General features: G+C 35.7%; 15 protein-coding genes. 5 read left to right on the top strand and 10 right to left on the bottom strand.

All coding sequences use genetic code 11. From position 1 onward, the window contains the following. Positions 1 to 22 precede the first annotated feature (22 nt). The 5 genes from yejK to HII17_RS12320 are packed head-to-tail and all read left to right on the top strand — an operon-like array spanning position 23 to position 4,594. Positions 23 to 1,057 carry a nucleoid-associated protein YejK gene (yejK, locus tag HII17_RS12340; RefSeq protein ID WP_169075693.1) on the top strand — a complete coding sequence of 345 codons (1,035 nt, stop codon included), beginning with the start codon at positions 23 to 25 and terminating at the stop codon, positions 1,055 to 1,057. Positions 1,058 to 1,086: 29 nt separating this feature from the next. Further along, positions 1,087 to 2,121 carry a dihydroorotase gene (pyrC, locus tag HII17_RS12335; protein ID WP_169075692.1) on the top strand — a complete coding sequence of 345 codons (1,035 nt, stop codon included), beginning with the start codon at positions 1,087 to 1,089 and terminating at the stop codon, positions 2,119 to 2,121. Positions 2,122 to 2,130: 9 nt separating this feature from the next. Then, positions 2,131 to 3,015 (top strand): 6-pyruvoyl trahydropterin synthase family protein, encoded by an 885-nt coding sequence (locus HII17_RS12330; RefSeq protein WP_169075691.1) that lies wholly within the window; start codon positions 2,131 to 2,133, stop codon positions 3,013 to 3,015. Further along, a complete protein-coding gene (locus HII17_RS12325) occupies positions 3,005 to 3,823 on the top strand; it encodes a M23 family metallopeptidase (protein ID WP_235938762.1) in 819 nt (272 codons plus the stop codon). The genes HII17_RS12330 and HII17_RS12325 overlap by 11 nt, the downstream gene beginning before the upstream one ends. A gap of 3 nt (positions 3,824 to 3,826) precedes the next feature. Then, a complete protein-coding gene (locus tag HII17_RS12320; RefSeq protein ID WP_169075689.1) occupies positions 3,827 to 4,594 on the top strand; it encodes a substrate-binding periplasmic protein in 768 nt (255 codons plus the stop codon). Here the strand turns inward: HII17_RS12320 and HII17_RS12315 are convergent. The 10 genes from HII17_RS12315 to fghA all read right to left on the bottom strand — a co-directional run bounded on the left by HII17_RS12315 (position 4,591) and on the right by fghA (position 14,127). Next, a complete protein-coding gene (locus HII17_RS12315) occupies positions 4,591 to 5,487 on the bottom strand; it encodes a tyrosine-type recombinase/integrase (RefSeq protein ID WP_169075688.1) in 897 nt (298 codons plus the stop codon). The two genes, HII17_RS12320 and HII17_RS12315, sit on opposite strands and share 4 nt — an antisense overlap. Before the next feature lie 403 nt (positions 5,488 to 5,890). Next, positions 5,891 to 6,769 carry a CRISPR-associated endonuclease Cas2 gene (locus tag HII17_RS12310; protein ID WP_169075687.1) on the bottom strand — a complete coding sequence of 293 codons (879 nt, stop codon included), beginning with the start codon at positions 6,767 to 6,769 and terminating at the stop codon, positions 5,891 to 5,893. Continuing rightward, entirely contained in the window at positions 6,766 to 7,410 is a 645-nt protein-coding gene (locus HII17_RS12305; protein ID WP_169075686.1) for a CatA-like O-acetyltransferase, read from the bottom strand. Before HII17_RS12305 ends, HII17_RS12310 begins: the two co-directional genes overlap by 4 nt. After that, positions 7,403 to 7,870 (bottom strand): hypothetical protein, encoded by a 468-nt coding sequence (locus tag HII17_RS12300; RefSeq protein ID WP_169075685.1) that lies wholly within the window; start codon positions 7,868 to 7,870, stop codon positions 7,403 to 7,405. Before HII17_RS12300 ends, HII17_RS12305 begins: the two co-directional genes overlap by 8 nt. Beyond that, positions 7,860 to 9,104: an alkaline phosphatase family protein gene (locus HII17_RS12295; protein WP_169075684.1), complete on the bottom strand. Its 1,245-nt coding sequence runs from the start codon at positions 9,102 to 9,104 to the stop codon at positions 7,860 to 7,862. The genes HII17_RS12300 and HII17_RS12295 overlap by 11 nt, the downstream gene beginning before the upstream one ends. A gap of 80 nt (positions 9,105 to 9,184) precedes the next feature. Continuing rightward, a complete protein-coding gene (locus HII17_RS12290; RefSeq protein WP_169075683.1) occupies positions 9,185 to 9,742 on the bottom strand; it encodes a phosphoribosyltransferase in 558 nt (185 codons plus the stop codon). 72 nt (positions 9,743 to 9,814) lie between these two features. Continuing rightward, on the bottom strand, positions 9,815 to 10,771 hold the full coding sequence (locus HII17_RS12285) for a M20/M25/M40 family metallo-hydrolase (RefSeq protein ID WP_169075682.1): 957 nt from the start codon (positions 10,769 to 10,771) through the stop codon (positions 9,815 to 9,817). A gap of 2 nt (positions 10,772 to 10,773) precedes the next feature. Continuing rightward, positions 10,774 to 11,943 carry a tetratricopeptide repeat protein gene (locus HII17_RS12280; protein ID WP_169075681.1) on the bottom strand — a complete coding sequence of 390 codons (1,170 nt, stop codon included), beginning with the start codon at positions 11,941 to 11,943 and terminating at the stop codon, positions 10,774 to 10,776. 141 nt (positions 11,944 to 12,084) lie between these two features. Beyond that, the gene (locus HII17_RS12275; RefSeq protein WP_169076115.1) at positions 12,085 to 12,975 is read right to left on the bottom strand and encodes a TRAP transporter substrate-binding protein; all 891 of its coding nucleotides are present in this window, start codon (positions 12,973 to 12,975) and stop codon (positions 12,085 to 12,087) included. A gap of 288 nt (positions 12,976 to 13,263) precedes the next feature. Continuing rightward, positions 13,264 to 14,127, bottom strand: a complete 864-nt coding sequence (gene fghA, locus HII17_RS12270; RefSeq protein WP_169075680.1) for an S-formylglutathione hydrolase — start codon at positions 14,125 to 14,127, stop codon at positions 13,264 to 13,266. Between the last annotated feature and the right edge of the window lie 4 nt (positions 14,128 to 14,131).

Here is a 14,131-nt window from a genome sequence, read left to right as displayed (position 1 = left end):
AATATAATACTGACCTTTAATTATGAGTTTAAATATTTCTAATATTGCCCTGCATTTTCTTACTAAAAAAGAAGAAACAGGCGAAGTTGTTATCCGTTTTGGCGCAGAAAGCCTTGAAGTAGGCACAAAAATTCAAAGTTTTATGGATTCGCTGCACAATATCTACAATAAAAAAGGTAATAAAGGCTATGGTCATTTTTCGACTATGCCTGCAGAAGGCGATGAAGCGAGATTTGTCGATGTAATGGAGAGCTACCTTTCCGACATGCAAGACTTCAACGCCTTTAGCCATCAAGCGACCCATTTATTAAAAAATGAACTTACAAAATATGACTTAGCTGAAACCGGATATTTAGTGCTATGTCATTATGAACATATGGGTGGGCGTTATTTAATCGCCGCTATAATTCCTATATCCGAGCATTACTCTGTAGACAGTGAATTAAACATATCTGCCGATCAACATCTAGATACCGATAAATTGCAATTAGCTGCTCGTATCGACTTATTTGATTATCAGCAAAACCCGCAAGGGGATAGGTACGTTACTTTTATTAGAGGTCGTGCTGGACGTAAGGTTTCTGATTTCTTCTTGGACTTTTTAGGTTGTGAAGAAGGATTAAATGCCAAAGCGCAAACACAAGCATTAGTTCAAGCCGTCGAAGACTATGTCAGTGTTAATCAACTAGATGCCGATGAAAAGCAACAAACACGAAAAGAGCTGTTGAGTTACTGTAAAGAGCAGAAAGAGTCTGCTCAAGATGTTTCATTAAAGGAAGTTGATAAAGTCGTTTCAAAAAATGAAGAAGGCGAAGGTTTTTATCAATTTTGCCAAGAACAAGATTATCAAATCGAAGATAGCTTCCCACATGATCAGGCTATAGTTAATAAAGTGACCAAATATTCAGGTTACGGCAACGGTATTAGCATTAGCTTTGAGCGTAGTCACTTTGGCCAAGATGTAGTGTATAATGCGGCCAATGACAGCTTAACGATTTATAAAGTACCACCAAATTTAAAAGAACAATTATTACAGTTACTTAATAACGAAGAATAATTGTTCAGCATTAGTTTTAAGGAAATTGAATGACACGTTTAACTATAACTCGCCCAGATGATTGGCATGTACATTTACGCGATGGCGAAGTGTTAACAAATACCGTCGAAGATATAAGCCGTTATTTCGGCCGAGCTATTGTTATGCCAAATTTAGTTCCACCAGTAGTAAATGCTAAAGGTGCAACTGAATATCATGAACGCATTATGGCAGCCAATCCACGTGAAGGGTTCAAGCCATTGATGGTGTTATATTTAACAGACAACACAACGCCAGCTGATATTGCAGAAGCGAAGGCTAGTGGCTTGGTATATGCGGCAAAACTATACCCAGCAGGTGCTACTACGAACTCTTCTTCTGGAGTAACGGATGTAAATAACATCAGTGATGTAATAGCGGCAATGCAAGAGCATGACATGCCATTATTAATCCATGGCGAAGTTACAGACAAAGAAATTGATATTTTTGACCGAGAAGCTGAATTTATCGACACTATTTTAAAGCCGTTAGTTGCAAACTACCCCGATTTAAAAGTCGTTTTAGAGCACATTACCACTAAAAATGCAGTTGACTTTGTTAAGGCGGCAGGTAAAAACGTTGGAGCGACAATTACCGCTCACCATCTGCTTTATAATCGAAATCATATGCTTGCAGGCGGTATTCGCCCACACTTTTTCTGTTTACCAATTTTAAAACGAAACATTCACCAACAGGCTTTAGTTGAAGCAGCAACTAGTGGTAATGAAAAATTCTTTCTAGGTACAGATTCGGCACCACACGCTAAACATGCAAAAGAAAGCGCTTGTGGTTGTGCGGGTTCATATACCGCGCATGCCGCAATCGAATTATACGCTGAAGTATTTGAGCAAGAAAATGCATTAGATAAGTTAGAAGCCTTTGCCAGCCTAAATGGCCCCAACTTTTACCGATTACCTGTTAATAACGATACCATTACTATTGAAAAATTGAGTTGGCCAGTACCTGAAACTATGGCATTTGGTTCCGACGTGGTAGTGCCAATTAAAGCCGGTGAAGAAATGACTTGGCAAGTGGTAGAGGGATAAGGGACGGCAGTGCAGTTATTTGTAAATGATTTAACGGTAATTGATTTCTCTTACCTTTGTGAGCAACGCGGGATTGTTGGTGAAAGCTGGATAGTAGATGTACTACTTGAAGGCTGTCTTAACGAAATGAGCATGGTCTTAGATTTTGGTGTCGTTAAAAAACAAATCAAAGCGATAATTGATGATGCTGTCGATCACAAATTATTACTTCCATTAAACTCTGGAACGTTACGCGTAACCCAAGAAGGGGCGCGTGAAGGGCACGAGTTTGTTGACTTTTCCTCTAAACGTGCAAGTTTTTACTTACAATCTCCAGTAAGTGCCTTTGCAGGCATAGAAGGTGCAGAAATCACCATTGAATCTGTTACAAAACATCTCACTAATGTTATAAAGCAACAGTTGCCAAGCAATGTAAGTGGCTTAACAATTAGATTAAGGCCAGAAGTAATTGATTCTGATTTTTACCATTATACTCACGGTTTGAAAAAGCATGACGGCAATTGTCAGCGAATTGCACATGGCCATCGTTCGAAAATAGAACTATTTAAAGATGGCGCTAGAGATCATTCTTTAGAAAATTATTGGTGTAAACGCTGGCAAGATATTTATATTGCGACTGATTCTGACGAAGTTACTAAAGAAAACATTGAGCTATCCTCATATGCTTTAGAGAATGTGAATCCCGATCACCGTTACTTCGCTTATATGGCTCCGCAAGGACGCTTCGATATTGCCGTAGAATCAGGAGTGCTTGAGATTGTAGATTGCGACTCTACAGTTGAACTATTAGCCGACTTTATCGCTAGACAATTAAAGTCATTAAATAATGAAAATGAAATAACGGTTGTTGCCTATGAAGGTGTCGGTAAGGGAGCCATTGCACATGTTCAGTAATGTAATTCGTGCGACTTTTATAAGTATTCCATTAATTTTTAGTTTATCTGCTAATGCTAAAGTTAAACTCAATGGTGATATTTCACAGGGAGGTCTTATCGTAGGCCAAACTGAGCAAGGGGCCTCTGTATATCTTAATGATAAAGAATTAAAAGTCAGTAAAGATGGTTACTTTGCTTTTGGTTTCGGTCGAGACGATAAATCAAACTACCAATTAAGAGTGGTAAATAGCGAAGGCGTTGAAGAAATTAAAACAATGACGCCAAAAGCTCGCGAATATAAAATTCAGCGTGTTAATGGTATCAAAAAAAGCATAATGAACCCAAACCCAAAAGCAGTAGCCAGGGCTAAAAAAGATAGCTCTCAAGTAAAAGCAGCTAGAGCTATTTCAAGCGACAATACTTATTTTGCTCAAGGATTTAATGCGCCTATGGCTGGTGCAATTACTGGAGTTTATGGTAGTCAGCGCATCTACAATGGCGTTCCAAAAACTCCGCATTATGGTTTGGACTATGCAGGTAAAAAAGGAGACCCTGTTAAGGCTCCAGCTAGTGGAATAGTAACGTTAAATGTTCCAGACATGTTTTATTCTGGTGGAACACTTATTATCGATCATGGACATGGTGTTACTTCTACGTTTTTGCACTTAAGTGATAGTTATGTAAAAGTAGGTGATACTGTCAACCAAGGAGATGTTGTTGCAGCGGTTGGTTCAACAGGGCGCTCAACAGGGCCCCATTTAGATTGGCGTATTAATTGGTATCAAACTAGATTAGACCCAGCACTTGCGTTAAAACTACTAAAATAATAAATGAATAAAAAATACTTAGTTCTTAGCTTATTTCTAATTCTACCTATATTGGCCAATGCACAAGAAAAGTTAAATGCTGGCTGGGAACTATGGTATCCATACCAATATCACAATAATAAAAACCAACTTATTGGATTAGATATTGAATCTTTCGACGCAATCCTCTCACAAGCTAATATCAACTATTCAATTACTGAACTTCCATGGAAGCGCCATTTAATGATGATTAAAGCTGGACACATGGATATTGCCATGGGTGCTAGTAAAACATCTGAACGTGAAGAATATGCCTATTTTAGTTTACCGTATCGTAAAGAACTGGTTAATTTAGTAGTAAAACGTGGAGACACCAAACGTATTAAGCTCAATACGTTAGCAGACCTAAGCGATAGTGATTATTTAATTGGTGTTGAAAGCGGTTATTATTACGGTGAGCAGTATGCCAAATTAATCACCAAAAAGAATTTTCATAACAATATCAGTGAAGTTATTGATATTGAAGAAAATGTTAAGCAACTAAATAAGGGCCATATAGACGGATTTCTAGTAGATCCAATTACGTTAAAGGCGTTTGTAAAAAAATATAAACTTGATGGACAGTTTGAAATACACCCATTAACTATTTATCAGGATGATATTTATATAATGTTGAGCAAAAAATCTACGTCTACAATAACGCTAGATAAGATAAATAATGCCATTAAACATTTAAAATCAAATGGAAAATTAAAAGAAATTTCAAACAAATGGAGCAAAATTAACGGTTAGAAAGGTAGGGCACGAGCAGCTTTATTTTTGGCTTTATCACTTCGTCTATCATAGTTTTTAGTTGTTTCGACTGACGAATGGCCCATTAGGTCTTGTACAACAAATACATCCTCGCCATTTTCTAATAATTTTGTAGCGAAAGTTCGTCTTAAGTCATGTGGCGTTAAGCGTTTTAACCCCGCATCTTTATATCGACGAATGATAATATCGTAAATTGTTTGTCCTGAAATAGGTTCATTAACTAAACGATTCCCTTTTCTAGCCCTTAAAAATAAAGGTCCCGGCTCGAATCCTCGTTCAGACAACCATACATCAAGGATCTCAAGGATCCTTGGGTGTAGGGCATTTACTCGTTCTTTGTTACCTTTACCTAGTACTCTTAAGGTGGCTTCAGTTAAGTCTAAATCTGACAATAATAAACCAGCAGCTTCATGTCTACGCAATCCCGCGCCATAAACTAAAGCTACAACTGCAGCATCGCGCATTGCAATAACACCATCTTGCATCATGCAGTAATCAATAAGCTTGTTTAACTCATCTAAATCTAGCGCACGTCCTTTTGATGATCGGGAGCCTTTAATACGTTTAATTTCTTTTATATGCTGGTAATCCTCAACGCTAATTTGTTTTAAGCGCCAAGCTTCTTTAGCAACACCTTTAAGTGCAGACAAATAGACATTAATTGTTGCTGGCGACTTTCCTTGTTCTGATAAATGAGAAATGACCATTAGAATTTGCTGGTAATGTAATTTTGACCAATCGACGCTTTTATGTGATTTTTTCTTTTGCAATTGCCAGGAAACAACATTCAGTAAAGAATCCATCGTGACACGTGATTGCGCAGACTGAAGAGATAGCAAATAAACTTGAGAAGCGGATTGATAAGAAAACATGTATCACCAAAATTCACATTATAATTTAACAACAGTAACGTAACGCTACGTAAAAAATAGAGACTAATTACTTACCATGATAGCTAAAATTCACAGAGAATTACGCTAAAAACTCCTGCGTTAGTCTATAAACCCAGAGTTTACGGGCTTTGCGCCAATACATTAAGTAATTTAAACAAACATAATCAAATCAAAAGATTAGGGCTATAATTAGGCGTTTTATCTAAAACCTTATAGATAAGGGCCTCTAGACACACATATTCATTACTTATTAAAATCACGATTTTAAAAGATTATGTCCTTATACGGCGTAATATTCAAGTAGTATTTAATTGATAACCATTAGTCACGTAATTTACTAGTTATCAGTTAGAGCAACTAACATATTTAAACAAACTTCATACTAACCTTTAGTAGAAAATAAAACCAAATGCTCTGACGAACCAATCTTTTTATTTAATGTAGCAATATGAAATTTGAAAGCTACGCATTGGCCTGGTCGTTCAACTACCGTGTAATATTTATCTAGTTCAACTTCTTGTTTAACTATCGATATAAACTGTTCAGGGTTAGCTAAACATGTATTTAATTTTGCTAAGTCTTCAGTTGGCGTGTTTTTATCAATCGTATTTTTATGATTAGTGTTTTTACCGTATGGCTCAATTAGGTCTGGTTTAAGTGATAATCTAATTTGCTCTATAAGTAACTTAAAAATATATTCCTTTAATGCGGAGTCAATTTGATCACGTTCATTATCTAACTTAACCGCTTTGCAATGTTCAATTCTAACTAGTCGTTGTCTAACATCCTTTATCACTTTGCCTTCGATAAGCGCTGAACGAAATACAGTCTTTCCTTGGGCTTTGACTGATAGTAACCCATGAAGAAATTCTCCGGATTGGATAAAATTATGCTTAGAGATAGCACTTTGTACAAATTTGGTTTGTTCTTCTTCTGTAATAAAGAGTACTTTTGCCAAGTCTTCATCTTTTCTAGCGGATAAGTCTAGATAGTTTTGATGCTGTGCAGCTAAAGAGTTCACATAATCGAATGTAATATGAGCGCCCTTTTTGAGTTGTTTTTTATAATTGCTAAGTATACGAATGTTGCTGTTAGTACTATTGATAATACTTTCTATTTCATTGTCCAATGCGTTAAATTGACTTCTACTTAGCCGTCGAACTTTTCTCTTAATAAATTGATTTTCAAAGGCTAGCCATTGGACTGAGATAAATTTTCTTAACGTAAGAGCGGCTTTGGTTCTGCGGTTTTGTTTGCTCAAAGCTTTATCTCATGACAAGTAGAAATTTCATTTTCAAAAGCTTGAATATACTTGGCCACATCTAAACCATCTGCGAGTGCATGATGTAATTCTACAGATATTGGCATAGTAATTTTATCTTGCTGATAATTAAATTTACCAAATACTATTTTAGGAATGTCTTGGCATTCCTTTGATTGAGCATGGCTAAAGCTGGTAAACGACAGCCAAGGAATAATAGAGTAAAATATTAAATCTTCCCTATTTTCAACTTCGCTTAACGCTGGTTTAGCTAATTCATGTAATTTGTTCTTATTTGATTCATGGATAAAATTTTCAAAGTCTTCGTCAAATTTAAAATTACAAAAAGAAAACAATTCCTCATTATTCATCAATGTTGCTGATGGGTGGACTTTGTTTAATTTATAAGGTTTGCCACTAGCGGAAATTCTAAGTTTAAATGCTTCAACGTTATTGCATGCTTTGCTTGATAGGTATAGCAATGTAAATAACTTAGATACGTTATGTTTATTAGCAAATTTAATTGCTTCCGTTACATCAATGGTTAAACAGATATTAAAACAAGGTTGTTCAAAACCTTTATAAAACTCAAAATGATTTTTACGATGCCATGTTGTTAAATCGATGTATCTATTAACCATTTTGTTTCAACGTAAGATAGTTATTGCTGATTACCAGTTTAGCTTGCGAACCATATTCTAGGCCATTTATAAAAGGCGCTACAATTTCTAAACAGTTTTGCGGTTGCAAGTGCCCTATTTTTGTTTCGCCAATAGGATGATAAATAAACGCAGGATAGTGTTTTTCTTTAAATTGCACTTTGCAAGATATAAAAATAAACGTTTCTGGTGCAACCCCCTGACACCAGGTCAATTGATCTACTTTATAATCATATTTGTCTATTGTAATGACATCACAATTAAACTCGGCATTTATAGTTCCCTTATAAAAACCATCTAAATTTATTCCCTGATCTTTAAAATATGGTGCTTGTAAAGCAATAGTTCCTTTTGGATACGGGCTATTTTCTGCTTTTCCAGACGCAACTTGGAAGCCTGGAATTATGCTAAAATCTAAACATAATTCTGTGTTAGTTTTCATCGTTTTCTAATTTGAAAATTTTATTTAGCCTTGAAAAATCCCCATCAAAAGACTTTTGTTGCTCTTGTGAAAATTCTAAGTTTAAAACCTTGCTAAACACTGGAAATAAATGAATATTTTCAAATGGTTCTATTACGAGATTATGTTTAAATGCTGGTCCTTGAGCAATAAAAATCCCGTTCAAGCTTGAGCTATATTCAGGTGCAAAGCCATGATTCCCTAATGCACTGTAATGGCTATTACTATAAGAAAAAGTATGAGGTGGCTTTGCATCGACGATTATGTCTGGAGTAAAAGGTTTCAACCAATTGATATGCCAAGAGGTAGGAGCATTGACTTCGGTCACTATTTTAAAAGGTTTGTCATTATCAGAGAATTTAGTTAAATGATTATCCAACTGATTGGTAGCATCTTTAATTGCTTCTTTATTATTACTATATAGAAATAACTGCGATCCCCCTTTCACTACTTTAATATCACTTGAAAACGTTCGTGTTAACTTCGCTGTATTTATTTCGTGTATTTTGTCAACGTTAACCATGCCATGATCAGAAACAATCACTAGATTTATTGGTTTGTCGACAGTTTTTATAAAGTGAGCTAATCGCCCTATTAATTCATCAACTTCTCTAATTGCTTTTGCAACCTGATTTGAGTCTGGTCCAAAATCATGTCCGGCATCATCTACAATTGAAAAATAGGAAGTGATGAACTGAGGCGAAAATCCGTCTTTACCGATAAGCCAGTTCTCTATCTCTTCAACTCGTTGAATATTAGAAATATTGCCATCATAAGAATAATATTTACTAGGACGTGTGTTATCGATTAACGCTTCAGATTCTGGCCAAAAGAACGATGCAGCTTTAACTCCTTGTTTTTCAGCATACACCCAAATTGGTTTTGCAGTTAACCATTTAGGTTGATGTTTACCTTTTCCCATAGCGTAAACATCATCGAGTTCTCGGTGATAAAAGCTATTATGAAAAATACCATGATTTGCTGGGTATTTACCGGTAACTATAGATAAGTGATTTGGAAATGTTTTAGTCGGATAGACAGGAATTAACCCTTCACTTTGTACACCAGCTTTAGCTAATTGTGTTAAGTGCTTTGGTTTGTATTTTTCTATGTAATCATGACTAAAGCCATCAATTGACAGCAGTACAAGTGTTTGTTGACCAAAACAAACATTACATAAAAATAGCAATGATAGAACTAACTTTCTTAGATGCATTTTTTTATTCTTTTTATTGTCAATTACATATAAAAAAACGCCTTTTATTGTCTTGGCGCTTTATTACATTCAAATGAATTCTAGATAAATAGATCTTTTATATTAGCAAGATCCGTTTTACCTTCAGCTATTTCTTCTGGCGTTAAGCCTGATAGTTCATGAGGGAAAACCAACCACTCTTCTGATTCGTGCACATAGTAGTCTGGCACTATGTCTACTTTTGAGTTTTTTGGTTTATACCATGGGCATGCTATCCGTACATCTTTAGGCATATTATTACGCATTAGGATTTTTAATTGCTTTATTAGCGCATCAATACTTCGACCTGAATCAAAAACATCATCAACAATTAGCAAACGATCTTCCGCATTAGCATTTTCGATTATGTAGTGAAGTCCATGCACTTTAATTTCTTTACTTTGCTGATTTATACCGTAATAAGAAGATGTACGTACAGCTATATGGTCGGTCTCTACTTGTTTGTAATCAAAATATTCTTGGACGGCAATACCAATAGGTGCGCCACCTCGCCAAATACCAACGATAAATTCTGGTCGAAAACCATCTTCATACACTTTTGCTGCAACTCTAAAAGAATCTTCTAATAATTCTTGAGCTGAAATAAATTTCTTTTCCATAACGGAAATTACCTTATGCGAGCATTTTAACTTAACTTATTTTAACAAAGCCTGACTAATTGGTTAACTAATTTATTGTATATGTTTGTCTAAAAAGCGTAGGTGTTGATAAATGGTATTGCTAGCGAGCCACAAGAATTTCTTGTTTAAGTTTTCATAATTATCTGTAGGTCTGTGGTAATGAACATGTTCACCTACTCCATAATAAATAAATGGTACGCCTAACTTGTAAAACGCACCGTGATCACTAGCAATATTCCAGTTTCGATTTCTTCCTAAAGACTTTCTCGACTGATTAAAACCCTTTTTTACTTTAACTGCCGACTTTTTTCGAAGTTGCTTAAAAAGTGAAGCGTTTGACTGGTTTAACAGCTTATTTATTTTATAACTTACTATATGTAGCTGCTTAGTCGTATTTGTACCAGCAATCATGTCCAAATTAACATTCACTTTAGTTTGTTTAACGATATCAGGAAACATTTTAGTAAATGCTTTAGCGCCACTTAAATTTATTTCTTCGCTATCAGTAAAAAGAAAAATGAAGCTATATTTCGTTTCTTGAGCAGCCAATGTTTTAGCTATTTCCAATAGCCCTGAAACACCGGAAGCATTGTCATCTGCACCATTAAAGATTCGATTACCTTTTTGGCCTATATGATCAAAATGCGCAGATAGAATAATGTAATGATTTGCTTTATCTGTGCCCTTTTTATACCCGATCACATTATTGCCGACGATATACGAAGAGTGTTTTTTTAGTTTAAATGGTACTAAATAGTTTTTCTGTTCGGGTAAAGTTAAAATGTTAAAGGAAGCTAACTGCTCTGCTATGTACAGAGCACTTTGATCATTTCCTTCAGTGTTTGACGCCCTACCTTTTAAAGCATCATCTGCTAAATAATGGACGTGAGAAGATAAGGACTGCTGGTCAATCGCGTAATATTCAGGTGGCACAACAAAAGAGGATGTCGACTTACAACCAACTAATAAAATTATCGCTGTGAAAAAACAAATACTTCTTAATAACAAGTTTACTGCTTCAATAGGCTTAACTTAGCTATGTACTGACGTTCAACGTCTGGTATTTTATTTGCGTTAATGGCTTTTTTCATTGCTGTTCTGGCCTGATCTTTACGGCCCATGGCGTCAAACACTTTAGCTAAGCCAAAATACAATTCATGAATTTCACCATTAATCTTTATTCCTCGACGATAGTGGCGAACTGCACTTTCAAAACGGCCTTCATAGAATGCTTCATCCGCAAGCAACGCATGATAATAAGGATTCTTAATTCGTTGTTTGATAATAGCACTATCTAAACGCCTTGATTCATCATACCGCCCTTGACGTTCAAGTAAAATGGCTAAATTAGTCATAGAATTTAGACTATTAGGAGCCAAGCTTATGGCATGTTGATAGGTGTTTTCAGCTAATTCAACTTCATTCAAAAAGCGATATAAAATCCCCAGATTTCCCCAACTCGGTGCATAATCAACATCTTCAAGAATAGCGGCTTTGAAATAAGCATATGCTTTATTATATTGACTTTCTACTAGGGCTTGAGCGCCTTTATTGTTATAAAACATGGCGACAACTGTGCTTTTACCAATAACTTCGGTATCAAAATTCTTTTTACGAATAAACGGATCAAAATCTACTTCGAAGCTTTTTTCACCCCAAACAATTGATGTGTTAGGTTGCTTAACACCCTTAATTTTTAAATTTACATGTCCTGTCAACATGCTGTATTGACCATTTCTCACCCAATATTCAGGTACTAAAACGTCTTGAAAATTAGCGTCTAATCCCGCTTCTTTTGCAAGTGCGTAAGCCATTATAGTTAACGACATACAATTCGCTTTTTTATTGTTATACGCTTGCTCAGCAACCAAATTGGCGTTACTTAAATAAGCCAAACCAACATTGTCATTATTAAAAATATGCTTAACTAAATGGTGTACTTTATGGTGTTTCGTGCGTAAAGGGTCGAGTTCTTGGCGGACAAAGTTTTTCATTTCATCACTTAAATGAAAAATTTCTTTTTTGGACTCTATAGGGACATGTTTGGCAATCGGGAATATTTCATCATTGAGCAAGAGCTTTGTATCTAGCGCTTGTTTTGCATATTGATTTTCTTGAGTAGAAACACAACCACTGACAGCAATGCAGAATAAAAAGCTAAGCGTATAAACTTTTTTCATTATTCCCCCTATCACACTGTATATATATTAAGCATATATCAAACGGTGCTAAATGCACTGTTTATACTGCAATATTAATAATACGTTACATTTTATAAAGGGCTAAAGTTGAATCGATAACTAACTCAAAACATAACTAGTTTAAACTCGTTTATTTGTTACATTAGCTGCATCATAAAACTGGTTGAAGGCTTTACTATCACCCAATAATTGTTCTTTATACGGCAACCATTGCTTCTTATGATGACCTGAAATTTGTCTCCATAACGATAGTTCTTCTACTGTTGGTTGATAAATTGAAACACCTAATTTTTTCAGCGCTTCTTTACTGTTTTTCTGAATTAATTCTGCCGTATTAATATGTTGTTTAAAGGTTTTATTTGAAGCTTTTTTAACTGCGTCGCGTAAATTATTAGGTAATTTTTGTAACCAATTTTGGTTTATAATAGTAACCCAGCCATCGTGTACGCTATTAATTAGCGTGATAGACCCGAGTTGCTGACGGAGATTATTAGGGCCGTTATATAGACCAACAATTGAAGGATCCAAGCCCTGAATTCGACCAATTGCAGCTGCTTGAGCAGCATTTTTCCATTTTACTTTTACAGGTGTTGTACCTAATAAACGATAGAATATATCCAATGCGTGACTAGAAGGTGTGCGAAATAACATGTTACTTAGATCACTAGGCCTTTTCAGTACAGCGCCATGAAGCTTTGTTGATGTAATTGTTCGCGCTCCGGTAATATGGTGATATAAGATTTCAAGTTTACCTTGGCTAGCAACTCTATTTAATACTTTATCTTTCCAAACATCAGAGCTGACTAAATTTAAATAATTCTGATTACTAGCAGACCAAAATGGGATATTTAAAATATCGACTATAGGTGCAGCAGGAGATAAATTGGATACTGAGATTAAACCAGCTTGGACTTGTCCTCTCGCGACTAAAGACGCTATTTCAGTTCCTATACCTAACTGGCCGTCATCGATAATATCAACGAAAATTTCTCCTTTACTGGCAAGCTCGATGTTTCTTTAAATTGATGGTGTAAATGTGGCGCAAACCGCCAGTCTTGTGTTTTGTATGGGGATGCAAATTTTAGATGATATTTAGCTTTTAGACACTTGTCCCTTTCTAGCTCGCACATTGTTTTGGACAAACCAGTTATTGGCGAACTTGATAGTGCGAAAGAGGTGTATTTAATAAAATCTCGTCTAGTGAAACCCACTAGACGAGTATTGCATTGATTTTTAACTACCATAACCAGCCTAAATTGAAACCGTTCCGTAGCTACAAATCGTTCCTATTTATTAAATTTAAATCAAAACTGGCGATTTATCACTAATACCGTATAAATAACTGGCGTGAAATTGAATATGTTCACCTATAAAACTAGCGATAAAGTAATAGCTGTGATCGTAACCTGGCTGTTCTCGATATTTTAATGGGTAATGTACTGCGTCTGCGACATTAAGCAGGTAATGAGGTTTTAACTGCTCTTTTAAAAAACTATCGTCACTACCTTGGTCAATTAACATAGGCAAATAAAGGTTTGCGACTTTCAACAGTTCGCTAGCGTCATACTCAAACCAACTGGCTATATCGCTGCTAAGATAATTGGTTAGCGCTTTTTCTCCCCATGGACAGTGCATAGGAGAACAAATTGGCGCAAAAGCAGAAACAGATAAATATTGTTCGGTATTCTTTAAAGCAATCGTTAAAGCACCATGCCCGCCCATTGAATGACCCATAATTGACGCTTTTCCAGAGACAGGGAATGTTTGTCGAATTAGCTTAGGTAACTCACTCACAACATAGTCATACATTTGATAATGTTGATTAAATGGCTCTTGAGACGCGTTAACATAAAAGCCTGCGCCTAACCCAAAGTCATAAGCGCCTTCTTTATCATCAGGTACATTATTTCCTCTAGGACTAGTATCAGGACAGACAATGGCGACACCATGTTCCGCAGCATATCGTTGAGCCCCCGCTTTAGTAACAAAGTTTTCATCGGTACAAGTTAACCCAGATAACCAATAAATAACCGGTACTAAACGTTCATCACATTGTGGTGGTAGAAATATAGAAAAAACCATTTCGCATTGATTTACCACCGATTGGTGTTTATAACGTAGTTGCTTACCGCCAAAGCATTTTATGTCAGAGATTAATTCCATTTAA

Source organism: Thalassotalea algicola, from assembly GCF_012932965.1.
Lineage (GTDB): Bacteria > Pseudomonadota > Gammaproteobacteria > Enterobacterales > Alteromonadaceae > Thalassotalea_F > Thalassotalea_F algicola.
The sequence above is the reverse complement of the archived record's forward strand: the minus strand, read 5'-3'. Positions and strand labels throughout refer to the sequence as shown.

Coding starts and splice junctions, on each gene's coding strand:
- yejK (WP_169075693.1), top strand. CDS start 23: ATGAGTTTAAATATTTCTAATATTGCCCTGCATTTTCTTACTAAAAAA.
- pyrC (WP_169075692.1), top strand. CDS start 1,087: ATGACACGTTTAACTATAACTCGCCCAGATGATTGGCATGTACATTTA.
- HII17_RS12325 (WP_235938762.1), top strand. CDS start 3,005: ATGTTCAGTAATGTAATTCGTGCGACTTTTATAAGTATTCCATTAATT.
- HII17_RS12320 (WP_169075689.1), top strand. CDS start 3,827: ATGAATAAAAAATACTTAGTTCTTAGCTTATTTCTAATTCTACCTATA.
- HII17_RS12315 (WP_169075688.1), bottom strand. CDS start 5,487: ATGTTTTCTTATCAATCCGCTTCTCAAGTTTATTTGCTATCTCTTCAG.
- HII17_RS12305 (WP_169075686.1), bottom strand. CDS start 7,410: ATGGTTAATAGATACATCGATTTAACAACATGGCATCGTAAAAATCAT.
- HII17_RS12300 (WP_169075685.1), bottom strand. CDS start 7,870: ATGAAAACTAACACAGAATTATGTTTAGATTTTAGCATAATTCCAGGC.
- HII17_RS12295 (WP_169075684.1), bottom strand. CDS start 9,104: ATGCATCTAAGAAAGTTAGTTCTATCATTGCTATTTTTATGTAATGTT.
- HII17_RS12290 (WP_169075683.1), bottom strand. CDS start 9,742: ATGGAAAAGAAATTTATTTCAGCTCAAGAATTATTAGAAGATTCTTTT.
- HII17_RS12280 (WP_169075681.1), bottom strand. CDS start 11,943: ATGAAAAAAGTTTATACGCTTAGCTTTTTATTCTGCATTGCTGTCAGT.
- fghA (WP_169075680.1), bottom strand. CDS start 14,127: ATGGAATTAATCTCTGACATAAAATGCTTTGGCGGTAAGCAACTACGT.